The 24,352-nt window shown below is 57.4% G+C and carries 27 protein-coding genes; 13 read left to right on the top strand and 14 right to left on the bottom strand.

Features of this window, described 5'->3' with window-relative positions; all coding sequences use genetic code 11:
* Positions 1-28 precede the first annotated feature (28 nt).
* From sdhA to ACR0AD_RS07830, 8 genes are all read right to left on the bottom strand, one after another.
* Positions 29-1,834, bottom strand: a complete 1,806-nt coding sequence (gene sdhA, locus ACR0AD_RS07865; RefSeq protein ID WP_267363813.1) for a succinate dehydrogenase flavoprotein subunit — start codon at positions 1,832-1,834, stop codon at positions 29-31.
* Between the two features lie 18 nt (positions 1,835-1,852).
* Complete coding sequence (sdhD, locus tag ACR0AD_RS07860; RefSeq protein WP_267363812.1) at positions 1,853-2,224, bottom strand: succinate dehydrogenase, hydrophobic membrane anchor protein; 372 nt, start codon at positions 2,222-2,224, stop codon at positions 1,853-1,855.
* Positions 2,225-2,237: 13 nt separating this feature from the next.
* On the bottom strand, positions 2,238-2,624 hold the full coding sequence (sdhC, locus tag ACR0AD_RS07855; protein ID WP_267363810.1) for a succinate dehydrogenase, cytochrome b556 subunit: 387 nt from the start codon (positions 2,622-2,624) through the stop codon (positions 2,238-2,240).
* A 215-nt stretch (positions 2,625-2,839) separates the two neighbouring features.
* A complete protein-coding gene (locus ACR0AD_RS07850) occupies positions 2,840-3,502 on the bottom strand; it encodes a DUF1194 domain-containing protein (protein WP_480483156.1) in 663 nt (220 codons plus the stop codon).
* 54 nt (positions 3,503-3,556) lie between these two features.
* On the bottom strand, positions 3,557-4,585 hold the full coding sequence (locus ACR0AD_RS07845) for a MaoC family dehydratase (protein WP_480486654.1): 1,029 nt from the start codon (positions 4,583-4,585) through the stop codon (positions 3,557-3,559).
* Positions 4,585-4,791, bottom strand: coding sequence for a DUF1737 domain-containing protein (locus tag ACR0AD_RS07840; RefSeq protein WP_480486653.1), 207 nt, complete (start codon positions 4,789-4,791; stop codon positions 4,585-4,587). Before ACR0AD_RS07840 ends, ACR0AD_RS07845 begins: the two co-directional genes overlap by 1 nt.
* Positions 4,792-4,803: 12 nt before the next feature.
* Entirely contained in the window at positions 4,804-5,358 is a 555-nt protein-coding gene (locus tag ACR0AD_RS07835; protein WP_209506524.1) for an NnrU family protein, read from the bottom strand.
* A gap of 6 nt (positions 5,359-5,364) precedes the next feature.
* Positions 5,365-6,222, bottom strand: coding sequence for an HpcH/HpaI aldolase/citrate lyase family protein (locus ACR0AD_RS07830; protein ID WP_480486651.1), 858 nt, complete (start codon positions 6,220-6,222; stop codon positions 5,365-5,367).
* 181 nt (positions 6,223-6,403) lie between these two features.
* On the opposite strand from ACR0AD_RS07830, the gene ACR0AD_RS07825 reads away from it, so the two are divergent.
* Entirely contained in the window at positions 6,404-6,697 is a 294-nt protein-coding gene (locus ACR0AD_RS07825) for a hypothetical protein (protein ID WP_480528625.1), read from the top strand.
* On the opposite strand, the gene ACR0AD_RS07820 is transcribed toward ACR0AD_RS07825, so the two are convergent.
* Positions 6,698-7,453, bottom strand: coding sequence for a sulfite exporter TauE/SafE family protein (locus ACR0AD_RS07820; RefSeq protein ID WP_267363195.1), 756 nt, complete (start codon positions 7,451-7,453; stop codon positions 6,698-6,700).
* A 161-nt stretch (positions 7,454-7,614) separates the two neighbouring features.
* On the opposite strand from ACR0AD_RS07820, the gene mdh reads away from it, so the two are divergent.
* The 11 genes from mdh (at position 7,615) to lpdA (ending at position 19,971) form a co-directional block, all read left to right on the top strand.
* Positions 7,615-8,577 carry a malate dehydrogenase gene (gene mdh, locus ACR0AD_RS07815; RefSeq protein ID WP_267363196.1) on the top strand — a complete coding sequence of 321 codons (963 nt, stop codon included), beginning with the start codon at positions 7,615-7,617 and terminating at the stop codon, positions 8,575-8,577.
* A gap of 308 nt (positions 8,578-8,885) precedes the next feature.
* Positions 8,886-10,079: an ADP-forming succinate--CoA ligase subunit beta gene (gene sucC, locus ACR0AD_RS07810; RefSeq protein ID WP_267363198.1), complete on the top strand. Its 1,194-nt coding sequence runs from the start codon at positions 8,886-8,888 to the stop codon at positions 10,077-10,079.
* Between the two features lie 79 nt (positions 10,080-10,158).
* Complete coding sequence (locus ACR0AD_RS07805; protein ID WP_480483144.1) at positions 10,159-10,692, top strand: hypothetical protein; 534 nt, start codon at positions 10,159-10,161, stop codon at positions 10,690-10,692.
* 131 nt (positions 10,693-10,823) lie between these two features.
* The gene (locus tag ACR0AD_RS07800; RefSeq protein ID WP_480486647.1) at positions 10,824-11,651 is read left to right on the top strand and encodes a glycosyltransferase family 25 protein; all 828 of its coding nucleotides are present in this window, start codon (positions 10,824-10,826) and stop codon (positions 11,649-11,651) included.
* A 13-nt stretch (positions 11,652-11,664) separates the two neighbouring features.
* Positions 11,665-12,546, top strand: coding sequence for a succinate--CoA ligase subunit alpha (gene sucD / locus ACR0AD_RS07795; protein ID WP_209506539.1), 882 nt, complete (start codon positions 11,665-11,667; stop codon positions 12,544-12,546).
* Between the two features lie 3 nt (positions 12,547-12,549).
* Positions 12,550-13,230: a hypothetical protein gene (locus tag ACR0AD_RS07790; protein WP_480483141.1), complete on the top strand. Its 681-nt coding sequence runs from the start codon at positions 12,550-12,552 to the stop codon at positions 13,228-13,230.
* Positions 13,231-13,232: 2 nt separating this feature from the next.
* Positions 13,233-13,775, top strand: a complete 543-nt coding sequence (locus ACR0AD_RS07785) for a DUF805 domain-containing protein (RefSeq protein WP_480483139.1) — start codon at positions 13,233-13,235, stop codon at positions 13,773-13,775.
* Entirely contained in the window at positions 13,772-16,729 is a 2,958-nt protein-coding gene (locus ACR0AD_RS07780; RefSeq protein ID WP_480483137.1) for a 2-oxoglutarate dehydrogenase E1 component, read from the top strand. Before ACR0AD_RS07785 ends, ACR0AD_RS07780 begins: the two co-directional genes overlap by 4 nt.
* Positions 16,730-16,732: 3 nt before the next feature.
* On the top strand, positions 16,733-18,238 hold the full coding sequence (odhB, locus tag ACR0AD_RS07775) for a 2-oxoglutarate dehydrogenase complex dihydrolipoyllysine-residue succinyltransferase (RefSeq protein ID WP_480486645.1): 1,506 nt from the start codon (positions 16,733-16,735) through the stop codon (positions 18,236-18,238).
* Between the two features lie 2 nt (positions 18,239-18,240).
* Positions 18,241-18,510 (top strand): hypothetical protein, encoded by a 270-nt coding sequence (locus ACR0AD_RS07770; RefSeq protein WP_480483134.1) that lies wholly within the window; start codon positions 18,241-18,243, stop codon positions 18,508-18,510.
* A 72-nt stretch (positions 18,511-18,582) separates the two neighbouring features.
* Entirely contained in the window at positions 18,583-19,971 is a 1,389-nt protein-coding gene (gene lpdA / locus ACR0AD_RS07765) for a dihydrolipoyl dehydrogenase (protein WP_480483132.1), read from the top strand.
* A gap of 21 nt (positions 19,972-19,992) precedes the next feature.
* Here the strand turns inward: lpdA and ACR0AD_RS07760 are convergent, their stop codons facing one another.
* The gene (locus tag ACR0AD_RS07760; protein ID WP_480486643.1) at positions 19,993-20,571 is read right to left on the bottom strand and encodes a TetR/AcrR family transcriptional regulator; all 579 of its coding nucleotides are present in this window, start codon (positions 20,569-20,571) and stop codon (positions 19,993-19,995) included.
* Between the two features lie 102 nt (positions 20,572-20,673).
* Between ACR0AD_RS07760 and ACR0AD_RS07755 the strand changes: the two genes are divergently transcribed.
* Positions 20,674-21,267, top strand: coding sequence for an NAD(P)H-dependent oxidoreductase (locus ACR0AD_RS07755; protein ID WP_480483129.1), 594 nt, complete (start codon positions 20,674-20,676; stop codon positions 21,265-21,267).
* A 19-nt stretch (positions 21,268-21,286) separates the two neighbouring features.
* Here the strand turns inward: ACR0AD_RS07755 and ACR0AD_RS07750 are convergent, their stop codons facing one another.
* Genes ACR0AD_RS07750 through ACR0AD_RS07735 form a run of 4 tightly spaced genes read right to left on the bottom strand, consistent with a single transcriptional unit; the run spans position 21,287 to position 24,192 of the window.
* Positions 21,287-21,892 carry a pyridoxamine 5'-phosphate oxidase family protein gene (locus ACR0AD_RS07750; protein WP_480483127.1) on the bottom strand — a complete coding sequence of 202 codons (606 nt, stop codon included), beginning with the start codon at positions 21,890-21,892 and terminating at the stop codon, positions 21,287-21,289.
* Positions 21,879-22,619, bottom strand: a complete 741-nt coding sequence (locus ACR0AD_RS07745) for a lysophospholipid acyltransferase family protein (protein WP_480486641.1) — start codon at positions 22,617-22,619, stop codon at positions 21,879-21,881. The genes ACR0AD_RS07750 and ACR0AD_RS07745 overlap by 14 nt, the downstream gene beginning before the upstream one ends.
* A complete protein-coding gene (locus ACR0AD_RS07740; RefSeq protein ID WP_480486639.1) occupies positions 22,619-23,518 on the bottom strand; it encodes a cell division protein FtsX in 900 nt (299 codons plus the stop codon). The genes ACR0AD_RS07745 and ACR0AD_RS07740 overlap by 1 nt, the downstream gene beginning before the upstream one ends.
* Entirely contained in the window at positions 23,515-24,192 is a 678-nt protein-coding gene (locus ACR0AD_RS07735) for a cell division ATP-binding protein FtsE (RefSeq protein WP_209506709.1), read from the bottom strand. Before ACR0AD_RS07735 ends, ACR0AD_RS07740 begins: the two co-directional genes overlap by 4 nt.
* Between the last annotated feature and the right edge of the window lie 160 nt (positions 24,193-24,352).

Genomic DNA, 24,352 nt, shown 5'->3' with positions numbered 1-24,352 from the left:
GCTCACCATTGCCTGCTGTCCGAGCCTTTTAGAACGTACGTGCCTTGGGCGCGATTTTCTTCAGGCTGATGCCACCTTCGTCTTCGGTCGTCAGCGGATCGACGATCACGGGACGATAGCTAAGCTCGACCTGGTTGCCTTCGACCCGGCTAACCGTATGGACGCGCCAATTTTCGTCATCACGTGCAGAGAAATCCTCGTGCGCGTGGGCACCACGGGATTCCTTGCGCGCCTCTGCGCCGACGATCGTGGCCAGCGCGTTGGGCATCAGGTTGGTCAATTCCAGCGTTTCCATCAGGTCACTGTTCCAGACCAGCGACCGGTCGGTGACTTTCAGATCGTCCATCTTGGCAGCGATTGCCGTCATCTTCTCGACGCCTTCGGCCATGGTCTTGGCGGTACGGAATACGGCAGCATCCGCTTGCATGGTTTTCTGCATCTCAAGCCGCAACTCGGCGGTCGGGATGGAACCGCTGGCATTGCGCACCGCGTCGAACCGATCAAAGGCCTTGTCGACCGATGCCTGGTTCAGAACTGGGTTCGCAGCTTCCGCATCCACGACTTTGCCTGCCCGGATCGCCGCCGCGCGGCCAAAGACCACAAGGTCAATCAGCGAGTTCGAGCCCAAGCGGTTCGCGCCGTGGACCGAGGCGCAACCGGCCTCGCCCACTGCCATCAGGCCCGGCACCACAGCTGTCGGGTTCTCGGCCGTTGGGTTCAGAACTTCACCCCAATAGTTTGTGGGGATACCGCCCATGTTGTAATGCACGGTTGGCAGAACCGGGATCGGTTCCTTGGTGACATCCACGCCGGCAAAGATCTTGGCGCTTTCCGAGATGCCGGGCAGACGTTCTGCCAAAGCCTCGGCTGGCAGGTGACTGAGGTTCAGGTGAATATGATCCCCCTCCGCACCGACACCACGACCTTCGCGGATTTCCAAGGTCATCGAACGCGAGACGTAATCGCGCGGTGCCAGGTCCTTGTACTGGGGCGCATACCGCTCCATGAACCGTTCACCTTCCGAGTTGGTCAGGTAACCACCCTCACCACGCGCACCTTCGGTGATCAGGCAGCCCGAACCGTAGATGCCGGTCGGGTGGAACTGGACGAATTCCATATCCTGCAGCGCCAAGCCCGCGCGGGCCACCATACCGCCACCGTCACCGGTGCAGGTATGGGCCGAGGTCGCGCTGAAATAGGCGCGGCCATACCCGCCGGTCGCCAGCACAACCATCTTGGCATTGAAGACATGCATCGTGCCATCGTCCAGCTTCCAGCAGACAACACCCTGACACTGACCGTCATCGGACATGATCAGGTCGATAGCGAAGTACTCGATATAAAACTCAGCATTGTTCTTCAGCGACTGGCCATAGAGCGTATGAAGGATCGCGTGGCCGGTCCTGTCCGCAGCGGCACAGGTGCGCTGTACTGCCGGGCCTTCGCCGAATTCAGTGGTGTGACCACCAAACGGGCGTTGATAGATCTTACCCTCTTCGGTTCGGCTGAACGGAACGCCATAGTGCTCCAGTTCGTAAACAGCCTTGGGCGCTTCCCGCGCGAGGTATTCCATCGCATCAGTGTCGCCCAGCCAATCCGAGCCTTTCACAGTGTCGTACATATGCCACTGCCAATGGTCGGGGCCCATGTTTGACAACGACGCGGCGATTCCTCCCTGAGCCGCCACGGTGTGCGAACGGGTTGGGAAAACCTTGGTCACACAGGCCGTGCGCAGACCCTGTTCCGCCATACCCAGCGTCGCCCGCAAACCGGCCCCACCGGCGCCGACAACGACCACGTCATATTCATGCGTTTCGTATTCGTATGCAGCCATTTCTTTCAGCTCCGGGAATTAGAGGGCAATGCGCGCGATGGCGAAGATACCAGCCGCTGCTGCGCCGTAGGACAGGCAGGTCAACAGAATGATCAGGACCTTTTCAAGCGTGCCGTGAACATAGTCTTCAAGCATCACCTGCGCACCGTCCGCGAAGTGTTTGAAGCCAACCGCCAGCGTCAGTGCTGCTACGATGGCAGGGAAAGGTCGCGAGTAGTAGTCGAGAACGACCTCGAATGGCTGGCCCAGGATCGGACCAAATGTAAATACAAACAACGGCACAAGGATCAGCAAAGCAACCGAGCTGACTTTCATCGCCCAGAAATGGGCAGTGCCGGATTTCGCCGAGCCAAGTCCAGCGGCACGTTTGCGGTCGGTCAGATAACGCATGTCAGGCCTCCAATCACGCGACGAGGACAAGAGTCAGAAGGGTCAAGACGACCGATCCGATGACAACGGCCCAACCCAGCTTGGTCGCCGTCGGAAGGTCCAGACCAACCGCGTTGTCCCAGATCAGGTGCCGCACACCGGCCAACGTGTGATACCAAAGCCCCCAAACGGATAGCGCCATCACAAGGTCTCCAAGCATCGAGGTTATTACCCCATTCGCTACCGCAAACGCCTCGGGCGAAGTTGCTGCGGCCAGAAACCACCAGACGATCAACAGAGCTGCGAGCAGAAGGGCGTTGCCGGTGATGCGCGTCAGGATGGACGTGATCGACGTCAACTGCGGGCGATAAATCGACAGATGCGGCGAAAGTGGGCGATTGCCCCGATTTACATCGGCCATGGCGGCTCCTTTTCGGTTGGCTACCGAACGTTTTACTGGTTTTTGCGACACTGTCACGTGCTGCGAGTGCAAAAACCATCAAATTGCGCTCAATTACACGGATAATTCGAATATGTGATCACACAAAATAATCTCGTGATCACATATCACATTCCGCGCTGTCAATGTTAGCGTTTTCAAGGCCAAAGAGATGTGATCACGAATCTCTCAAGCCGTCATTTCAGGTCTGCTGTTTGCTGCGTCACTTCGCGCAGCAGTTTTCGGCGAATTCGTTCCGGGTAATCCGCGAACCCGGTGGCGGAAACGACAAAAGCACCTTCGCCCACGATGACATTCTCAAAGAAATACGCCGTCAGATCCGGTTCGCTTTCCTCAATAGCCAGCGCGTTGACAACGATCCCCTCGGCGCGCAGGGCCGCATGTACCCGCGTCGGCTCAATCCCTTCATTGGACACACCGTCCCCTGACAGGTCTATCAGGTGCCGTCGGCAGTCTGAAACCGAATCGAATGAACTCAGGGTCATTTGAAGCGCCTCGCCGATTGCCGTCGAAAAATTCCGCCAGATGCGCGGATCGGCGGCGACCTGGTCTGAAAACTGATCCAGCGTGGCAAAGCTATCGATACGGGTCCAAGGAATAGTGATCCGCTGGCGCGATGAGCCGGTCCACTGCACCAGCATCAGCCGCGCCTGCCCCCGCACCAGCGCCTCGGACACGATCGGGTCGCGCAAACCTGCGGCCAACCCATCCATCTGAATGCGATATTCGCTGCTATCGACTGAACCAGAAACATCCACGGCTAAAGCCAAGGCCAGATCGCAGGCCTGAGCCGCCGGTGCCAGAGTGACGCTGGCCAATATTGCGCGTAGCAGGTTCATTGTGCAAACCTATCACGCCTTGCAAGCCGTGGCGTCACATATCCGTCAGATCACCTATTTGGGCATCAAAGCCCAATAATCGAGATCCAGCAGAACGTCTGGCAGGTAACGCCCTTCTTCGTTCTTCAGCTTGAACGGATCACCGCCTTTGGTCGCGACCAGACGCAATCGCACAGCGCCTATGCCGGCAACCCCGGTTTCCGCTTTGTCCAGAACTTCGGACCATGCCTTGATCGTATCACCCGCAAAACACGGGTTAGCATGGGCACCACCATTCAAGCCGACAATCATCTGCGCATTTGCAAGGCCATTGAAGGACAAAGTCCGCGCCATCGAGATTACATGCCCACCATAAATGAGCCGCCCTTCGGGACGGAACGTCAGGTCGTAATGCACCTTGGCGGTGTTCTGCCACAGACGTGTGGCCAGCATATGTTCGGCCTCTTCGACGGTGACACCATCCACATGATCGATGGTTTCACCGATCTCATAATCGCCCCAGCGATGCACCTCGCCCGCGAGGGCAAAATCGTAGTTTGCAAAATCGAGCCCTTCCGGCACGGTCAGGTCCTGCGGATCAAGTACAGCCTTCAAATCAGGAACAACCGTCTCGGGCGCGGGTGCATCCATGTTTGCCTTACGCACCATGACCCAACGCACATATTCAAGAACCACCTCGTCCAATTGGTTCAACCCGCGGGTGCGAACCCAGACAACACCGGTTTTTCCCTTGGAATTCTGCTTCAGGCCGATAACCTCTGATACGGATCGCAGCGTATCGCCAGCATAAACGGGCTTCAGCCAACGGCCTTCGGCATAGCCAAGATTGGCAACCGCGTTCAAGGAAATGTCAGGCACGGTTTTGCCGAACACGATGTGGAACGCGGCCAGATCATCAATCGGGCTTTCCGGCAACCCACAGTCCCGAGCAAACTCATCCGAAGAGTAAAGCGCATGACGTGCGGGATAAAGCGCGTGATACAAGCCGCGCTCTCCCTCGGTCACGGTGCGAGGTACTGCATGCTGCAACACCTGCCCTACAGAATAGTCCTCGAAAAATCGGCCCGGATTTGTTTTCGCCATTACTGCTGTCCCAGTTTCATGTCGGGGGAATAGTCGGCCTCGACCTCTTTGGTCACGGCCTGCGCACAACGCATTACGTTGCCGTTGGCATCAAAGACGTAAGCCGGGTCGCCATACAGCTCCCATCCCTTTGACAGGGCGTCGGACACCTTGTGACAGAAAGCCGAAGTGTCTTCTTCGGTCAGCAAGCGAAAAAGTTTCGACATCAAATCAAATCCTTATGAGCCGAACGGAGATGGGCCAACCAGCCCGTGGATGTATCCGATAATTCCCATCAGAACGATCGAAGCCACAAAGAACATCGCATCCTTGCCGTAAGTGCCAGGCTCTGCCGGGGTCCACTCGGGTTCAGACTTGTTGATTACAATGACTTCGACCACCGCCCAGGCCAGAAGGCCACCAAACAGAATGATCGAGGCCAGATCGCCGTTCACCAACAGGTGCGCAAAAGCCCACAGCTTGAACCCGCCCAGCATCGGGTGGCGCAACTTGTTCAGCAGCCGGCCTTTTGTGCCCGCAGGGCTCATCATATAAATCGCGATCAAAACCAACAGGTTGTTGACGTGAACCAGAAAGGTTGGCGGCGCCCAAACATGGATGAAGTCGGTCATGCGATACCCGAAGATCATCAGTAGGATCGACGCGACCAAAGCCAGGGCAACAGCGCCTTTACCCGCGTCACCCATTGCGGCGCGGCGTTCAGGTGCCACACGTTTGAACAGATGCGCCCCCCACCACAGCGCCACACCCAAGATCAGAAGAACAAAGCCCATGCTGGCCTACCCCGCTTGCAAAGCTAATATCGCCTCTGCTTTTGCCAGAACTTCGCGGGCAGTTACAACGTGCAGATTTTCGACAATCTTGCCATCGACAACAGCGACCCCTTGGCCAAGCGCCTCGGTCTCTTCAAAGGCCGAGATCTGGCGGCGAGCCAGGTCGATCTCGTCATCCGATGGCGCGAAGGCAGTATTTGCCACTTCGACCTGGGCCGGGTGGATCAGCGTTTTGCCATCAAAGCCCATATCGCGGCCCTGCGCACATTCGAAAGCCAGACCTTCGACATCCTTGAAGGCGTTGTAAACGCCGTCGATAATAATCAGCCCTTCGGCCTTGGCGGCCAGCAAGCACAGCCCTAACGAGGCCATCATAGGCAGGCGATCTGGGCGGAAGCGGGTTTGCAACTCTTTCGCCAGATCATTTGTTCCCATCACGAATCCGGCCATCAGCGGATGCGCGGCGATTTCTGCCGCGTTCAGCATTCCACGCGGGGTTTCCATCATGGCCCAGATCGGCAGATCTCCGGTGATCGCAGCCAGCGCATCCACGTCAGCCGCCGAATTCACCTTAGGCAACAGGACTACGTCGGCATCCATTTCGCGCACAGCCTCGGCATCCGCACGGCCCCATTCGGTGTCCAACCCGTTGATCCGGACAATCTTGACGCGTGACCCGTACCCTCCGGCAGCCAAAGCCGCCTTGAGCGTTTCGCGCGCATTGTCCTTTTCGTTGGCCGCGACCGCATCTTCCAGATCGAAGATGATTGCATCTACCGGCAGAGTGCGGGCCTTTTCCAAAGCCCTATCCCGGGACCCAGGAATATAGAGAACCGAACGATAGGGGCGCTGACGAGGATCCATGGACCACTCCCATTGAAATAAAGTTGCGCGGAATGGGGCATTTTTTACCGGAAAGTTCAACCCCAAAATTGCCGCACCGCAGCAAACAGGGCGCAACGTGCTTTGCCTTAACTGAATTTCGGCCCCTACGCCGCACCCTGACCAGCAGAGGGAACCGAAAGGATTCGGGATGCGAAAGACAATGTTCAAGATGACGATGGGACTTGGGATCATGGTTCTGGCGGCACAACAGGCACAGGCCCAGGGGCAAAACTGCGCACCGCGAGAGGATGTGCTAAGAAGGTTGACCGACACTTATGGCGAAACGCGCAGGGGCTTTGGTCTGGCCCAGCAAGGCGCAGTCATGGAACTTTTCGCCTCAGCTCAAAGCGGCAGCTGGACCATCACGGTGACCTTGCCCAACGGGGTCACCTGTCTCGTCGCTTCGGGGCAAGCTTTTGAGGCTGTAGCCGAAGCGCTGCCCCCGAACGCCTGATCAGGTAAGTGCGTCCCAGATCAGTTTACTGCCTGTGAGGGTCAGCAGCACATAAGCAATTCCAAAGAACAGGCGTTCGGACAACATGAAATGTGCGCGGACGCCCAGCCACGCACCGAGAACAGCAAACGGTGTTAACAGCATATCGGCCCATGCCGTCTGCCACGTGAACATGCCCAGATAAGCGTAGGGTACAAACTTCGCGATATTAATCACCCAGAAAACCAATACCGTACTGGCTTGAAACTCGGTCTTTGTCAGCCGTTGGGACAACAGGTAAACGGCAGCTGGAGGGCCTCCGGCATGGCTGACGAAGCTGGTGAAGCCCGCGACCAGCCCTGCAAACAGGCCAGCGGAGGGTGGCAACCGTCTGGCAAACCCGCGCACCCAGCCTTTTGACTGTGCGATGTGCCAGATCACGAACCCGACCGAGATGCCGCCGATCAGCAGGCGCAGCAGGTCATCATCCGTTGAGCGGTAAAGCCATGCCCCCATTGCCACACCGGGTACAGCACCCAGGATCAGCAGGCGCGCATCCCTCCAGCTCCACCGCTTCCAATAAGGGCCCAAAGTGGCCACATCGATCACCATCAGAATCGGCAGCATCAGGGCCAGGGCCTGCCCGGGCGTTAGGATCAAGGCCAGAATCGATGATGACGCAAAAGCCACGCCCGAGCCGAAACCGCCCTTTGAGATACCCGCAAATATCACCGCTGGGATCGCCACTGCAAAAAACATCAGGTTTAATTCAAACATGCACCGGTCCCGGTTTTGGCTTGTCTCAAAGGCCCTTTAGCGCAACCACATGGGGTCTCGCAAACGGTATGCGGTTGTATGCCACGTCGCAGAACTCTTGCCTAATGCCGTTTTAGCGACTAGCACAGCCGCGATTTCAAAACCGACCGGAGATATTCCAAATGGCCAGACCCAAGATTGCGCTGATCGGCGCGGGGAACATCGGCGGCACGCTTGCGCATCTTGCAGCTGTCAAAGAACTGGGTGACGTTGTCCTGTTTGACATTGCTGACGGATTGCCACAGGGCAAGGCGCTCGACATCGCCGAATCCGGCCCGTCCGAAGGCTTTGACGCTTCGATGAAAGGCACCAGCGACTATGCCGATATCGCTGGCGCGGATGTCTGCATCGTGACCGCAGGCGTAGCCCGCAAACCGGGCATGAGCCGCGATGACCTGCTGGGCATCAACCTGAAAGTCATGAAGTCGGTCGGCGAAGGTATCGCAGCGCATGCGCCCGATGCGTTCGTGATCTGCATCACCAACCCTCTGGACGCCATGGTCTGGGCGCTGCGCGAATTCTCGGGCCTGCCGCACAACAAAGTCTGCGGCATGGCTGGCGTGCTGGACTCAGCACGTTTCGCGCATTTCCTGTCGGAAGAGTTCAACGTCTCGATGCGCGATGTAACCGCGTTCGTATTAGGCGGACATGGCGACACCATGGTGCCGTCGGTTCGTTATTCGACCGTTGCCGGTATCCCGCTGCCTGATCTGGTTGAAATGGGCTGGACCTCGCAAGAAAAGCTGGATGCCATCGTACAGCGCACCCGTGATGGTGGCGCGGAAATCGTAGGCCTGCTGAAAACCGGGTCGGCTTATTACGCGCCCGCCACTTCGGCGATCGAAATGGCCGAAGCCTATCTGAAAGACCAGAAGCGTGTTCTGCCTTGTGCGGCGTACTGCAGCGGTGAGTTGGGTGTTAACGGCCTTTATGTCGGGGTGCCGACTGTCATCGGCGCTGGTGGCGTCGAGCGCATCGTAAACATCAAGCTGAACGAAGACGAGCAAGCCGGTTTCGACAATTCGGTCAACGCCGTGAAAGGCCTGATCGAGGCATGCAAAGGCATCGACAGTTCACTGGCGTAAAACTGCCAGACAATTTGAATTTGAGGCCGGCCCAATTGTGGGCCGGTTTTCATTTGCCACCGCGGAACCCGGCCGCATATGTTGGCGCAAACGTCGCAAATCCCTTTTTTCGAATGTGATTTCAAAAAACTGTGCAGGATTATCGAATCAATTGATGACACTCGAGCTTTTGTGATCACACCCTAAAAACCCGTGATCACAAATGTTGAAAATCTTCGGCAATTTCCCGTCACAGATCAAAAAACCCTTTAAATTTACCCGCTAGACACGCCTATAACGGTTAAACGCAGTCAGACGGGACAATTTCGATGAACATTCACGAATATCAGGCCAAGGCTCTTCTTCGCAGCTACGGCGCTCCGGTCTCCGATGGTCGCGCCGTGCTGCGCGCCGAGGAAGCCAAAACCGCAGCCGGCGAACTGGATGGACCGCTTTGGGTCGTCAAGGCGCAGATACACGCGGGTGGCCGTGGCAAAGGATCCTTCAAAGAAGCCGACGCTGGTGAAAAAGGCGGTGTCCGTCTGACGAAATCGGTCGAGGAAGCGGCCGAAGAAGCCAAGAAGATGCTGGGTCGCACTCTGGTCACCCATCAGACGGGTCCGGCAGGCAAGCAGGTCAACCGCATCTATATCGAAGCCGGTTCCGGCATCGAGCGTGAGTTGTACCTGGCCCTGCTGGTAGATCGTCAGACCAGCCGTATCTCGTTTGTCTGCTCGACCGAAGGCGGTATGGACATCGAAGAAGTCGCCGCCGCGACGCCCGAGAAAATCCTGTCCTTCTCGGTTGACCCGGCCACCGGCTACCAACCCTACCATGGTCGCCGCATCGCGTTTTCGCTGGGTCTGGAGGGCGCGCAGGTCAAGCAATGTGTCAGGCTTATGGGCATCCTCTACAAAGCCTTCGTCGAGAAGGACATGGAGATGCTGGAGATCAACCCGCTGATCGTATCCGACAGCGGCGACCTGAAAGTGCTGGATGCCAAAGTTGGCTTTGATGGCAACGCGGTCTACCGCCACCCGGATATCGCTGAACTGCGCGACACGACCGAGGAAGACCCCAAGGAACTGGAAGCCAGCAAATACGACCTGAACTACATCGCACTGGACGGTGAGATTGGTTGCATGGTGAACGGTGCCGGTCTGGCGATGGCCACGATGGACATCATCAAGCTTTATGGGGCCGAGCCTGCCAACTTCCTCGACGTGGGCGGCGGTGCGACCAAAGAGAAGGTGACCGAGGCGTTCAAGATCATCACCTCGGACCCGCAGGTCAAAGGCATTCTGGTCAATATCTTCGGCGGCATCATGCGCTGTGATGTTATCGCAGAGGGCGTGGTGGCTGCGGTGAAAGAGGTCGGGCTGCAAGTTCCGCTGGTCGTGCGTCTGGAAGGCACCAATGTCGAGAAAGGCAAAGAGATCATCAACAATTCGGGTCTGGACGTGATCGCGGCGGACAACCTGAAAGACGGTGCCGAGAAGATCGTGAAGGCGGTTAAGGGTTGAGCAGAGTGGGAGGAAGATTTGCAGAAATGCAAACCTTCCTCTGTCCTCGGGATGAGTATCACTTTCAAAGGCCGATTGAATGAATTTCCAGAAGATCTCCTTGGCAACCGCAATTCTTTTAGCTGGTTGCACGAACGCGCCGGTAACACGAAGCAGTGCAATTGAAGAAGCGAGTGTGCTGTTTGAAACGGTCTGCATGGCCAGCTTGGGTAATCCTTCTCAAGCAACTCAAACGCTGGAGAACTCAGACCTTGAACGTATTTCTAACACGTCCGAGGGAGGAACTCGGTTCTTCAGTGAGCCGAATTGGATCTATGCAGTCACCGGAACCAGAACTTCTGATTTTGGAACCAGGGGCAGGGTCGAGTATGACTACTGCTATATAGCGTCGAAAAACCTAACTTCCACTGACGTAGAAGAAATACAAAAGCGGATGGCTGCAAAGCACATCGATGGTTCATCTACTTATCAGACGACCAGAAGCTCTTCGAGAACTACGCTGAGAGCCGACAAACCCATTGCAGGGCGAAATGTCTACATCGTCTCCGGGCAACCTCCGAAACAACCCGCTGGACAGCAATACTCGTCCATCGAACTTCAACAGATAAGATAGCAAGCGAAGGAGCCACTAAAATGGCAGTCCTCATCGACGAAAATACCAAAGTGATCTGTCAGGGCTCTACCGGCTCGCGGACCAAATCGCTGTTGGTACAGACTGCCTGATCTGACTGGAAATGTAACCCCATGACCATCCCCATCTTCCTCATAGGCCTAGAACGCGCCACCGGGCGGGCGCGTTTGATGGCGCAGGAGCTGCAAAAGGCAGGCCTGTCGGCAACGCGCATCAACGCTGTTGATTGCGACGCCGCCACCCGTGAGGAATTCCTGCGTGAATGCCGGTCTGAGGGACCCTGGGGTTATTTCCATACCAAGGACATGGCCTGCACCCTCAGTCACGCCAAAGCGTGGGAGGCCGTTGTCGCCTCCGGCGCGGAGCAGGCTTTGATACTTGAGGATGATGTTTTCCTGTCGCCAGAACTGGCGGATTGGTTGAACGATGCATCCTGGTGGCCAGAGGATGCCGATATCGTGCGGTTCGAACGCTGGCGCAGCACAAAGCTTTTCCTCGCACTTGAGCGCAAAAGCTCATCCCATCTGGGTCGGGAACTGCGCCTGATGCACTCACGCCACCCCGGCGGTGCCGCATATGCGTTGACCCGGCAAGCGGCAGAACACTTTCTGGCGCAAAAGCCCTATGACATCACGCTGGATGGCCTGTTGTTCAACCCGTCAGCCTCGGCTGCGGCGCGTCGGGTCAATGTCTATCAGGTGGTTCCTGCGATGGTCGAGCAAGGCAACGAAGCGCCGGGCGAAATCCAGATGGGTTTCCCCCGCGCACGCCCTACGGGCTGGCCGCTGGTCCGACAAAAAATCAGGCGCGGTATCGCCGAAATCAGCAGCGGCCTGCGCACGATGGCCGATCTGGCCCTTGGTCGCGCCACGCTTCAGAAAATCACCTATGCGCCGCAGGTTCTTCCAGCGGCTGAACCCTATCAATCCCACACCGCCTAGAGAAAGGGACAAAATGGCAGTCCTCATCGATGAAAACACCAAAGTGATCTGTCAGGGCTTTACCGGCTCGCAAGGTACATTCCACAGCGAACAGGCTATTGCCTATGGCACCAAGATGGTCGGCGGCGTGACCCCCGGCAAAGGCGGGATGGAGCATCTGGGCCTTCCCGTGTTCAACTCGGTCCACGAGGCCAAGCACGTGACCGAAGCCAACGCATCGGTGATCTACGTACCGCCCCCATTCGCGGCGGATTCGATCCTCGAAGCGATTGATGCCGAGATGGAAGTGATTGTCTGCATCACCGAAGGTATCCCGGTTCTGGACATGATGAAGGTGAAACGCGCGCTGGAAGGCAGCAAGTCGCGCCTGATTGGCCCGAACTGCCCCGGTGTCATCACGCCTGACGCCTGCAAGATCGGCATCATGCCCGGCCATATTCACAAACGCGGCAGCGTGGGTGTCGTTTCCCGCTCGGGTACGCTTACTTATGAAGCCGTGAAACAGACAACGGACGTAGGACTGGGCCAGTCCACCTGTGTGGGCATTGGCGGCGACCCGATCAAAGGGACTGAGCATATCGACGTGCTGGAATGGTTCCTGGCAGATGACGAGACCACGTCGATCATCATGATTGGCGAGATCGGCGGCTCGGCCGAGGAAGAGGCCGCACAGTTCCTGGCCGATGAGGCCAAGAAAGGCCGCAAAAAGCCGGTTGCAGGATTCATCGCAGGCCGCACAGCCCCTCCGGGCCGCCGCATGGGCCACGCAGGTGCCATCGTCGCCGGTGGCAAAGGCGGTGCCGAGGACAAGATCGAAGCCATGCGCTCGGCCGGTATCGTCGTGGCCGAAAGCCCAGCGCAGCTGGGTGAGGCCGTGCTGGAAGCGATTGGGTAAATTGTGAACTGGGGCACAAAAATCCTTTTTGGCCTTGTGGCTGCCATCTCGGCAGCCACTACTGCCCCTGCTGTTGCCGACAGCTCGAGCTTCGCTTCTGATACCGTTGCGGCTTGCCAGTCCGCAATTGATCTAGCGACAGTGACCGATACCCTAATCGAGATTGGCTGGTCTCCGGTGGTCCCAGCGGAACTTGACGAACGCGCAATAAAGTCTTTTGCCGCAACGTTACTTGCAGAACAGTTTGGCTATGGTGACGTTGCCAATCCGCGCATAACAAGAACATGGGAACTTGCACTCAAGAATGCCGCCGGGACTCGTAATCTAAAGATTGTCGAAAGCACACAACAAAAAGATCGTTGGTTTGTTAAACTTCAAACCGGAAGCGTTTTGCGCATCGACAGTTATGTGCATGACACCTACGGCCATCTAAGTTGCGTGATTGCGCTCAAAAATGAAGAATCGCCAGTGACATTTGAGCGTTTGCTTGGGGACACAGGACGTGATCCTGCGACCTTGCCTCCAGTGCATCGTCTTCGATCGCAATCATATGAAAGAAACGGCCTAAAACGGGTTCTGAACGGTGCGGTCCTGAACACCGAGCGCATTTCCGCCGTGTCGGGCATTGACATTGATGTGTCCTCTGTTTTCTCAACTTATGTCACGAAACAGTCAGAGAACTAAGAATGACCTTCTCCGACGCCATACGCACCTGCTTCTCCAAGTTCTTCACTTTCTCGGGCCGTGCTTCGCGGCCCGAATACTGGTTCTTTTTCCTGTTCATCGTGATCTGGAACATCATTGCCGGGATCATCGACTGGCAGTTCTTCACGCAGGTCGCGGTGACGGAAACCGAAACCTCGAAATCCGTGTCGACCACGTCCTCGCAACCGGTGCAGGGCATCGTCAGCCTGATCGTCTTCTTTCCCCATCTGGCAGTTGCTTTCCGGCGGATGCATGATACCGGTCGCAGCGGGCTGTATGCTCTGCTGCCGATCCTGTTGATCCTTGGCGCCGGAGCCGTGCTCGTTTTCGGTATCGGCCTGGCCTCTCATTTCCAGCATGGTGGCAGGCTGGATATCCTGTTTACCCGCGCCACGTTGCTCATCGTTCTTCCGACACTACTGGTACTGGTCGTGTCGCCCCTCCTGGTTCTATGGTGGCTGACACGCCCCAGCCAGCCAGGCACCAATCAATACGGTCCCAACCCAACAGAGGTAGCCCTATGACCGAACATTCGCCCAATTCCGCCTTTCATGCCTCAAGCTTCATGCAGGGGCATAATGCCGAATATCTGGAGCAGCTTTATGCGCAATACACAAAGAACCCCGGTGCGGTGGATGCCGCATGGGGCGCGTTCTTTGATGCCATGGGCGATGATGCCCCCGATGTTCAACGCGAAGCCGAAGGTCCGTCCTGGGCGCGCACCGACTGGCCGCCGATGCCAGCAGACGACCTGACTGGTGCGCTGACTGGTGAATGGGCCGAGATTGACGCCAAAGCGGCGGGCAAGAAGATCAAGGACAAGGCGGCTGAAAAAGGGGCTGAGGTCAGCGACGATCAGATCAAACGCGCCGTGCTGGACAGTTTGCGAGCACTGATGCTGATCCGGGCCTACCGCATCCGGGGCCATCTGGCCGCGGATCTGGACCCGCTGGGTATGCGCGCTGCCAGCACCCATCCTGAGCTGGACCCGAAGACTTACGGTTTCACCGATGCCGACATGGATCGCCCGATCTTTATCGACAACGTGCTGGGATTACAGGTCGCTTCCATGCGGCAGATCGTTGAGATCGTGAAACGCACATATTGCGGCACCTTTGCGCTGCAGTACATGCATATCTCGAACCCGGAAGAGGCCGCGTGGCTGAAGGAGCGGATCGAGGGCTATGGCAAGGAAATCGCGTTCACCAAGGAAGGCCGCAAGGCGATCCTGAACAAGATGGTCGAGGCCGAGGGCTTTGAGAAGTTCCTGCACGTCAAGTACATGGGCACCAAGCGGTTCGGTCTGGACGGTGGCGAGGCGCTAATCCCGGCGATGGAACAGATCATCAAGCGTGGTGGCGCGCTTGGCCTCAGTGACATCGTCATCGGGATGCCGCACCGGGGTCGCCTGAACATTCTGGCCAACGTGATGGGCAAGCCTTATCGCGCGATTTTCAACGAATTCCAGGGCGGTAGCTTCAAGCCAGAGGACGTGGACGGCTCTGGCGATGTGAAATATCACCTCGGCGCCTCAAGCGATCGCGAATTCGATGGCAACAGTGTGCACCTGTCATTGACCGCCAACCCCTCTCACCTTGAGGCGGTAAACCCGGTAGTTCTGGGTAAGGTTCGCGCCAAGCAAGACCAACTGGGCGACACGGACCGTACCAGGGTCATGGCGATATTGCTGCACGGTGACGCGGCCTTTGCCGGTCAAGGTGTTGTGGCCGAAGGCTTTGGCCTGTCAGGCCTGAAAGGGCACAGAACCGGCGGCACCATGCACATCGTGGTCAACAACCAGATCGGGTTCACTACCGCGCCGCATTTCAGCCGCTCGAGCCCCTATCCCACCGATATCGCGCTGATGGTCGAGGCCCCGATCTTCCATGTGAACGGCGACGACCCCGAGGCGGTAGTTCACGCCGCGAAGGTGGCGACCGAGTTCCGCCAGAAGTTCCATAAAGACGTGGTTCTGGACATCTTCTGCTATCGCCGGTTTGGCCATAACGAGGGCGATGAGCCCATGTTCACCAACCCGATCATGTACAAGAAGATCAAAACCCATAAGACAACGCTTTCCTTGTATACCGAGCGGCTGGTCAAGGACGGGCTGATCCCCGAGGGTGAGATCGAAGATATGAAGGCCGCTTTTCAGGCCCACCTGAACGACGAATTCGAGGCCGGGAAAGACTATAAACCCAACAAGGCCGACTGGCTGGATGGGCGCTGGTCGCATCTTGACAAGAACAAGGATGACTATGTCCGGGGTGAAACAGCGATCTCGGCAGAGACACTGGCAGAAATCGGAGCCGCGCTGACCAAGGCTCCTGGCGATTTCGCAATGCACAAAACCGTTGAGCGGTTGCTGGAACATAAGAAACAGATGTTCGAGACTGGTGCAGGCTTCGACTGGGCCACGGGCGAGGCACTGGCGTTTGGCTCGTTGCTGACCGAAGGATATCCCGTGCGTCTGGCCGGACAGGACGCAACACGGGGCACCTTCAGCCAGCGTCACTCTGGGTTTGTTCATCAGGAAACCGAAGAACGGTATTACCCGCTTAACAACATCCGTGCCGGGCAATCCCAATACGATGTCATCGACTCGATGCTGTCGGAATACGCGGTGCTGGGTTTCGAATACGGCTATTCGCTAGCAGAACCGAACGCTCTGGTTCTGTGGGAGGCGCAGTTCGGCGACTTTGCCAACGGTGCGCAGATCATGTTCGACCAGTTTATCAGCTCGGGCGAAAGCAAGTGGCTGCGGATGTCCGGTCTTGTCACATTGCTGCCGCATGGCTTTGAAGGGCAAGGCCCGGAACACTCGTCAGCGCGTCTGGAACGGTTCCTGCAAATGTGCGGTCAGGACAACTGGATCGTGGCGAACTGTACGACACCCGCGAACTATTTCCACATCCTGCGCCGTCAGTTGCACCGTACTTTCCGGAAACCGCTGATCCTGGTGACACCGAAGTCGCTGCTGCGTCACAAGCTGGCCGTCAGCACGGCGGACGACTTCACCACAGGCTCCAGCTTCCACCGGGTGCTGTGGGATGACGCGCAGAAGGGCAACTCTGACACCAAGCTGGTGGCCGATGACAAGATCAAGCGCGTCGTCATGTGTTCCGGCAAGGTCTATTTCGACCTGCTGGAGGAACGCGACGCGCGTGGCATCGATGACATCTACCTGATGCGGATCGAACAATTCTATCCGTTCCCGGCACATTCACTGATCAACGAACTCGAACGGTTCAAGAATGCCGAGATGGTCTGGTGTCAGGAAGAGCCCAAGAACCAGGGTGCGTGGACCTTTATCGAACCCAACATCGAATGGGTCCTGTCCCGTATCGATGCAAAACACACTCGCCCGACCTATGCCGGTCGCGCCACATCGGCCTCGCCCGCAACGGGGCTGGCCAGCCAACACAAAGCCCAACAAGAAGCGCTGGTTAACGAAGCGCTGAGCATTGAAGGAAAGTAAGCGATGACGATTGAAGTTCGTGTTCCCACGCTTGGCGAATCGGTCACCGAAGCCACAGTTGCAACCTGGTTCAAAAAGCCCGGTGATGCGGTCGCCATGGATGAGATGCTGTGTGAGCTGGAGACAGACAAGGTCACCGTCGAGGTTCCTTCTCCCGCAGCGGGTGTAATGGGTGAAATCGTGGCAGCCGAAGGCGAAACCGTCGGTGTTGACGCCTTGCTGGCAACGATTGCGGCGGGCGAAGGCGCAGCCCCGGCGCCAGCCGCAGCCCCGGCAGCGGCACCTGCCGCATCAGGTAGGTCGGTTGACGTGATGGTGCCGACACTTGGTGAGTCTGTGACGGAGGCAACCGTTTCGACCTGGTTCAAGAAGGTCGGCGACAACGTCGCGCAGGACGAGATGCTGTGCGAATTGGAAACCGATAAAGTCTCGGTTGAAGTTCCCGCACCGACTTCGGGTGTTCTTGCGGAAATCGTTGCTCCAGAAGGATCGACCGTGGATGCGGCTGCCAAGCTGGCCGTCATCTCCGGAGCTGCCGCTGGTGCAGCAGCCGCGCCGGCCCAGGCAGCGGCGGCGGCGCCCGCAGCAACAAGCACCGGAAAAGACGTCGCAAACGCACCGTCCGCCCAGAAAGCAATGGCCGAAGCCGGACTGTCGGCTGATCAGGTCACCGGAACAGGCCGCGACGGTCGCATCATGAAGGAAGACGTAGCCAAAGCCGTTGCAGCAGTTTCAGCCCCGGCACCTGCGGCGACTGCGCCCGCCCCTGTGGCCCAAGCCCCTCGCGCCCCTGTGGCTGCCGAGGACGAGGCCCGCGAAGAACGCGTGCGGATGACCCGCCTGCGCCAAACCATTGCCAAACGTCTCAAGGACGCACAAAACACCGCTGCGATCCTGACCACCTACAACGAGGTGGACATGACCGAGGTCATGGCCCTGCGCAATCAGTACAAAGACCAGTTCGAGAAGAAGCATGGCGTGCGTTTGGGCTTTATGTCCTTCTTCACCAAGGCATGCTGCCACGCGCTGAAAGAAGTGCCCGAGGTCAATGCCGAGATTGATGGAACCGACATCGTCTACAAGAACTTCGTGCATATGGGCGTCGCCGCCGGTACGCCGCAGGGTCTGGTCGTTCCCGTGATCCGTGATGCCGACAGCATGTCCTTTGCCGCGATCGAAAAAGCCATCGCCGAAAAGGGCAAGCGCGCCCGTGACGGCAAGCTGAGCATGGCTGAGATGCAGGGTGGCACCTTCACCATCTCGAATGGTGGTGTCTATGGTTCGCTGATGTCCTCGCCGATCCTGAACCCCCCTCAGTCGGGTATTCTGGGCATGCACAAGATCCAGGACCGCCCGATGGTCATCAATGGTGAGATCAAGATCCGCCCGATGATGTATCTGGCCCTGTCGTATGACCACCGGATCGTCGATGGCAAAGGTGCCGTTACCTTCCTCGTTCGTGTGAAAGAGGCGCTGGAAGACCCGCGCCGCCTGCTGATGGACCTGTAAGCATGGCAACGCATGTACTTTGGCAAGCCGACGTGGCCGATTTCAACGCCTGGCTGAAAGTGTTCCGCGAGGACAAACCGATGCGCAAGGCCGCGGGTATCCGCGACCTGCACGTCTGGCGCGACCCCGACCAAAAAGACCACGCCATCGCGATGTTCGAGGTTACAAACCTGGACAAGGCCAAAGCCTTCTTTGGTTCTGAAGAATTGGCGATGCATCACGAGCGGGGCGGAATTGCCCATATCTCGATCAAGCTGCTGGAACCTGTTTGACAATGACTATTTCCGACCCGCCAAATCGGGTCGGGGAAGCGCCGGTACGTCCGGTCGATTTAGGAGAATGTAATGGCAAATTATGACGTCATCGTAATCGGCGCCGGACCCGGCGGCTATGTCTGCGCGATCCGCTGCGCTCAACTGGGTTTGAAAACAGCCGTGGTCGAAGGGCGCGAAACACTGGGCGGTACTTGCCTGAACGTGGGCTGCATTCCCTCCAAGGCGCTGCTGCATGCCAGCCATCAGCTGCACGAGGCCGAGCATAACTTTGCCAAGATGGGCCTGAAGGGCAAAGCGCCTTCAGTCGATTGGAAGCAGATGCAGGCCTACAAGGACGAGGTCATCGACGGCAACACCAAGGGCATCGAATTTCTGTTCAAGAAGAACAAGATTGACTGGCTGAAAGGCTGGGGATCAATCCCAGCCGCAGGTCAGGTCAAGGTGGGTGATGAGGTCCACGAGACCAAGAACATTATCATCGCCTCTGGATCGGAACCATCTTCCCTGCCCGGTGTTGAAGTTGATGAGAAGGTCGTCGTGACTTCGACCGGTGCTTTGTCGCTGAACAAGGTCCCGAAGAAAATGGTTGTGATCGGCGCGGGTGTGATCGGGCTGGAACTGGGATCGGTTTACAGCCGCCTGGGCGCCGAGGTGACGGTGATCGAGTTCCTCAAGGAGATCACGCCGGGCATGGACCCTGAGGTGCAAAAAACCTTCCAGCGCATTCTCAAGAAACAGGGCCTGACCTTTATCATGGGTGCAGCGGTGCAGAAAACCGAAGCGACCAAGACCAAGGCCAAAGTTACCTACAAGCTGCTCAAAGACGACAGTGAACATGTGATCGACGCCGACACTGTGCTGGTTGCCACAGGCCGCAAACCCTATTCGGATGGTCTGGGGCTGGACGCTTTGGGCGTCGAGATGACCCAACGTGGTCAGATCAAGGTTGGTGCCGACTGGCAGACCAACGTGCCGGGCATCTATGCAATTGGCGACGTGACCGAAGGCCCGATGCTGGCACACAAGGCCGAAGACGAAGGAATAGCCGCTGCCGAACAGGTTGCAGGCAAGCACGGTCATGTGAACTATGGCGTGATTCCGGGCGTGATCTACACTTGGCCAGAAGTCGCGAATGTTGGTGAAACCGAAGCGACGCTCAAGGAACAGGGTCGTGCCTATAAGGTCGGCAAGTTCATGTTCATGGGCAATGGGCGCGCCAAGGCGAATTTTGCGGCTGACGGGTTCGTCAAGATTCTGGCCGACAAGGAAACCGATCGCATCCTGGGTGCCCATATCATCGGCCCGGGCGCAGGTGATCTGATCCACGAGGTTTGTGTGGCGATGGAATTCGGTGCTTCTGCCGAGGATCTGGCGCTCACCTGCCACGCGCATCCGACGTATTCCGAAGCGGTTCGCGAGGCTGCCCTGGCCTGCGGAGACGGCCCGATCCACAGCTAACACCCCTGACCCCTGCGGCGATCAGCTTGCCGGGGTCAGCCATGCATCCAGATATGTTTCCAGTCTGTCTGTGAACGTTGTCGCTGAATGCAGCGCGCAATACTGTAAGGACATGGCCTGAATGGCAAAGGCCTGCACGCCTTCTGCCAACAGCTCGGATGGTACATCCTTGCGTACCTCTGCGGTTTCAAGCCACATCATCACGACCCGGAAATACCGTTCAAAACAATAGGCAATCGGCCCAATATCTGCGATTGCCGTTGCCCCCGAGTATCTGATCAACAGATCGAACACGTACCGTTCGGACGTCATGAATTCGTGGACCGGTTCCAGCGAAGCGATAATCTCTGGTACCGTTTTGGGTGGGGTACCGGATTGGGCCTGATCCAGGCAAGCATTCAGCTTGTCCGCTATCAAGATTTCCATCAGCGCATCCTTGTCGCGGAAGTGTGCAAAGAAGGTCCCCTTGGCAACACCCGCGGCCTTTACAACTTCATCCACCCGCAAGGCTTCATATCCGCCATGTCGGATAACCTGTTCCGCAGCTGACAGAAGCTTGGCGCGGGTCTTGATGGTACGTTTCTGGATCGTTTTTTGCATAACGCCCAATCGCACATTTTTTGACCGTGGTCAAATTTAATATTGACCGTGGTCATTTTTTGATTCTATAAACTGACCGTGGTCATTTTTAGGAGAACCCCGATGCACCCCAAGAAAATCCTCATCCTCGATGGACATCCGGCAGAAAGCAGCTTGTCACGCACATTCGCAGAAACCTATGGCGAGGCAGCCCGCAAAAACGGACATGATGTCCGAATAGTCCACCTGAGCGACCTGCAATTCGATTTTGATTTCGGTCAGGGCAACTATCACGACTTCAAGCCGCTTGAACCAGTTCTGGAACACGTGTTGCAGGACTTCGAATGGAGCGACCATCTGGTCCTGACCACACCTATGTGGTGGGGCGGGCTGCCTGCAAAACTCAAGGGATTGATTGACCGGATGTTCATACCGGGGCGGACATTCGACACCCGCAACACCACGATGGCTGGCCTGCCAGCCCCGATGCTGACCGGACGCACGGCACGCGTTATCCTGACCTCAGATACGCCGGGCTGGTTCATGCGCCTGATGTACAGGCAAGCGCTTATTCGACAGGTTCGGGGCCAGATCCTCGGTTTTGTTGGCTTCAAACCAACGCGATTCACTTACTTTGCAGGCGCAAGCTATCCCAAACCGGGCAGCGTTGATCGCTGGATCAAAAAGGTGTCCAGAATCGGAGCCGCCGCAGCTTGACTGAACAACCGTCCGCTACCTACCACATTGTTTTGGCGGCGCGTGCAGCCCAGTCTTTGTCATATTGCGCGCCGCCCTCTTCACCTTCTGACGCCTCGGACAGAAGCTGCCCAATCGTCGGAAGGTCCTTGCTTTCGTCGCCACAAGTCCAAGTGCGGGCGCGCATCAGTGCACGCGCGCACTGACTGTAAATCTCGTCAATCTGCACGACGATAACCGTCGCCGGAACCTTGCCAGCCTTTTCGAACTGGTTGCGCAATGCCGCGTCTGCGGTCAATCGGGCTGTTCCATTTACCCGAACGACATTGTCAGAACCCGGCACAAAGAACATCAGCGAAACGCGCGGGTCCCGAACAATGTTGCGCAAGCTGTCCAGGCGGTTGTTTCCCCGCCAGTCAGGCAACGCCAGCGTTTTTGGGTTTAACTCACGCACAACAGCACCGTCGTCCCCACGTGGGCTTCCGTCCACACCCTCGGGACCAACTGTACTGAGAACACAAAGGCGCGCGGCTTCAATCCACTTGCGATAGAGCGGAGTTAAGTGTCGAACGACCTTTCGCAACGAAGCAGCACCCGGCGTTCCGTACAACGCCTCGAGATCTTCTACTTTTTCAATGAATTCCATCAGGATCAAACCCCACTTCGCGCATCAATTCGTTCGAGCGTGTTTCGATGACTTCCGCCAACCGCGCGAGGAACTCATCGCGGGCAACACCTGGTTTGATCGGCTCCAGAAAATCTACAATGGCAAGGCCGGGTTTACGCATCACGCCTGTACGGGGCCAGAACACGCCAGCATTCGTCGCAACCGGAACGCATGGAAAACCAAGGCCTTCATACAGGACCGCTGTACCAACCTTGTAGGGTTTCTTTACTCCCGGTGCCACACGCGTGCCCTGCGGATAGATCACCAGCTGACCGGGTTCGGAAAACTCTTTTGAGACGTCCTTGACCATTTTTGCCACAGCCGCACCGCGCTTGCCGCGATTGACCGGGATACAGCCAAGGCGTCGTGCATACATGCCAATGACCGGTGTGAACAACAGCTCGCGCTTCATGATAAACTTGCCGTGCGGAATGGCGTCGAAAATCATGATGATATCAAGGAACGACTGATGTTTGGCTCCGATGACCACTTCATTCGTTGGGGCATTGCCCCGCACCTCACAGCGGATACCAACCATCCACCGGGCCAGCCACATGGTGCTTTTGGCGTAGGTTTTGCACGCTTTCAGGGCACCGTTTTTGGAAAACAGCGCATAAGGTAGAAACGCGATGCCAAGGATCAGCATCCAAGCATAGATCACAATCATGAAGATGAGGGAACGAACCCACTGAATTGCCATCAACATCAGGAAAGCTCCTTCAACTTGCGTCGGGCCGCGGCCCATGTGGCAACAAAGGCAACGGCTGCCCCAAGGACGGGGATAAGAACCGGCAATACCCAGTCTTTGCCCTGAAATCCAACTCCGGTCAGAAACCCGCCCGCGTCCGAAGCTTCGGGCAAAAGCAAGACACCTGTCATTCCCAGCAGAGTCCCAACCGAAGCGCCGAAAAACGCGCGATAGGTAAACCGCCGTACAAAAGCCCCTGCGATGAAACCATCCTGCGCGCCAACCAATCGCAGAACCTCGATAATCTGCGCATTGGCCGCAAGTGAGGCGTTGGCTGCAAGGGTAATCATCGCAGCGGTCGCGCCACCGATCAGCAGGATTGATATCCATCCCAGACGACGCAGGGACATCGCTGCATCGACCAGCGGTTCGCGCCATCGCGTGTGATCATCCAGAACCGCGCCGGGCACCTCGGCCCCCAATCGCAATCGCAGCCCGATCGCATCCAGCCCCGGTTCGCCCTCGATAATCTCGATCAGCTGCGGGATTGGCAAAGTATCCAGCGGCAGGTCCGGCCCGAACCAAGGCGCCAGCAATGCGGCCTGTTCTTCTGTGCTAAGCGCACGGGCGGAGGCGACACCTGGCGTCTGGCTGAGGACGGTCAATGCCGCTTCTGTCTGGGCAGCAAGCTGCTCGGCCGGTGCGTTGATGCGCAAGGTCGCAGCGCCCGCCAGTTCCGAGGCCCACCGATCCGCGATGCGGCCAGAGGCGAGGGACAAAGCCAAAGCAAAAACAGCAAGAAATGCCATGGCACCAGCGACAAACAGCGTCAGATGCGCGGTGTAGCCGGTTGGCGGAACAACGCGGTCAGCACGGGTATCGCCGCGCAGCAGGTTTCGGATATCAGCCCCAGTCACAGGTCTGCCCCCGCCAGATGCAGCTTTCGCTGCGAAATCCGCAAAACACGGGCCTGAACATGACTTTTTGCCGCGCGGATCAGGCTCAGGTCATGGGTGGCAATCAGAACGGTCTTTCCCATACGGTTCAGCTCGACCAGCAGGTGCAACAAACGTTGCGACATCTCCCAATCGACATTGCCCGTGGGCTCATCAGCCAATATGACATCGGGCGACAGGATGACGGCGCGCGCCAGAGCCGCCCGTTGACGTTCACCGCCGGACAATTCCGGTGGCCGCGCTTCGAGACGTGCACCAAGCCCCACCCAGCTGAGCAGTTCGGTCAGATTGTCTTGCCCGGACGATTCCCCGCGCCCAGAGACCATCAGTGGCAAGGCGACATTCTCGGCAAGCGTCATATGGTCAAGGAACTGGCAATCCTGATGAACAACGCCAACACGGCGACGCAGCACGGCCAGCTGATCCCGATCAAGGGCCGAGATATCCTGATCAAACACGCTGAGACGTCCCGAGGTTGGTAACAGTGCCCCGTAACACAGCTTGAGCAATGTCGTCTTTCCCGCCCCCGATGGCCCGGTCAGAAAATGGAACGACCCCGGCTGCAATTGAACCGAGACATCGCTCAGCAACTCGCCACCACCGTAGGTATAGCTGACATTTTCCAGCTCGATCACACGTGCCCCCAATATTTTGCCGCTCTTCTTGCCCGAGCATGGCGACGGTTTCAATGGCTCTACCGAGTCCAATTGGTGACACTTGGCCCATGAAACCGAAAACGCCCTTTGCTGTTGGGTCTTAACGGAATATCATCCCTGAAAAAACTATTATCGGCCC

The organism is Ruegeria sp. BH8, from assembly GCF_056538065.1.
This window is presented reverse-complemented; position numbering and strand designations above follow the sequence as displayed.

Excerpts from the sequence above, each read along its gene's own strand:
- sdhA (WP_267363813.1), bottom strand. The coding sequence starts at position 1,834 with ATGGCTGCATACGAATACGAAACGCATGAATATGACGTGGTCGTTGTC.
- sdhD (WP_267363812.1), bottom strand. The coding sequence starts at position 2,224 with ATGCGTTATCTGACCGACCGCAAACGTGCCGCTGGACTTGGCTCGGCG.
- sdhC (WP_267363810.1), bottom strand. The coding sequence starts at position 2,624 with ATGGCCGATGTAAATCGGGGCAATCGCCCACTTTCGCCGCATCTGTCG.
- ACR0AD_RS07850 (WP_480483156.1), bottom strand. The coding sequence starts at position 3,502 with ATGAACCTGCTACGCGCAATATTGGCCAGCGTCACTCTGGCACCGGCG.
- ACR0AD_RS07845 (WP_480486654.1), bottom strand. The coding sequence starts at position 4,585 with ATGGCGAAAACAAATCCGGGCCGATTTTTCGAGGACTATTCTGTAGGG.
- ACR0AD_RS07840 (WP_480486653.1), bottom strand. The coding sequence starts at position 4,791 with ATGTCGAAACTTTTTCGCTTGCTGACCGAAGAAGACACTTCGGCTTTC.
- ACR0AD_RS07835 (WP_209506524.1), bottom strand. The coding sequence starts at position 5,358 with ATGGGCTTTGTTCTTCTGATCTTGGGTGTGGCGCTGTGGTGGGGGGCG.
- ACR0AD_RS07830 (WP_480486651.1), bottom strand. The coding sequence starts at position 6,222 with ATGGATCCTCGTCAGCGCCCCTATCGTTCGGTTCTCTATATTCCTGGG.
- ACR0AD_RS07825 (WP_480528625.1), top strand. The coding sequence starts at position 6,404 with ATGTTCAAGATGACGATGGGACTTGGGATCATGGTTCTGGCGGCACAA.
- ACR0AD_RS07820 (WP_267363195.1), bottom strand. The coding sequence starts at position 7,453 with ATGTTTGAATTAAACCTGATGTTTTTTGCAGTGGCGATCCCAGCGGTG.
- mdh (WP_267363196.1), top strand. The coding sequence starts at position 7,615 with ATGGCCAGACCCAAGATTGCGCTGATCGGCGCGGGGAACATCGGCGGC.
- sucC (WP_267363198.1), top strand. The coding sequence starts at position 8,886 with ATGAACATTCACGAATATCAGGCCAAGGCTCTTCTTCGCAGCTACGGC.
- ACR0AD_RS07805 (WP_480483144.1), top strand. The coding sequence starts at position 10,159 with ATGAATTTCCAGAAGATCTCCTTGGCAACCGCAATTCTTTTAGCTGGT.
- ACR0AD_RS07800 (WP_480486647.1), top strand. The coding sequence starts at position 10,824 with ATGACCATCCCCATCTTCCTCATAGGCCTAGAACGCGCCACCGGGCGG.
- sucD (WP_209506539.1), top strand. The coding sequence starts at position 11,665 with ATGGCAGTCCTCATCGATGAAAACACCAAAGTGATCTGTCAGGGCTTT.
- ACR0AD_RS07785 (WP_480483139.1), top strand. The coding sequence starts at position 13,233 with ATGACCTTCTCCGACGCCATACGCACCTGCTTCTCCAAGTTCTTCACT.
- ACR0AD_RS07780 (WP_480483137.1), top strand. The coding sequence starts at position 13,772 with ATGACCGAACATTCGCCCAATTCCGCCTTTCATGCCTCAAGCTTCATG.
- odhB (WP_480486645.1), top strand. The coding sequence starts at position 16,733 with ATGACGATTGAAGTTCGTGTTCCCACGCTTGGCGAATCGGTCACCGAA.
- ACR0AD_RS07770 (WP_480483134.1), top strand. The coding sequence starts at position 18,241 with ATGGCAACGCATGTACTTTGGCAAGCCGACGTGGCCGATTTCAACGCC.
- lpdA (WP_480483132.1), top strand. The coding sequence starts at position 18,583 with ATGGCAAATTATGACGTCATCGTAATCGGCGCCGGACCCGGCGGCTAT.
- ACR0AD_RS07760 (WP_480486643.1), bottom strand. The coding sequence starts at position 20,571 with ATGCAAAAAACGATCCAGAAACGTACCATCAAGACCCGCGCCAAGCTT.
- ACR0AD_RS07755 (WP_480483129.1), top strand. The coding sequence starts at position 20,674 with ATGCACCCCAAGAAAATCCTCATCCTCGATGGACATCCGGCAGAAAGC.
- ACR0AD_RS07750 (WP_480483127.1), bottom strand. The coding sequence starts at position 21,892 with ATGGAATTCATTGAAAAAGTAGAAGATCTCGAGGCGTTGTACGGAACG.
- ACR0AD_RS07745 (WP_480486641.1), bottom strand. The coding sequence starts at position 22,619 with ATGTTGATGGCAATTCAGTGGGTTCGTTCCCTCATCTTCATGATTGTG.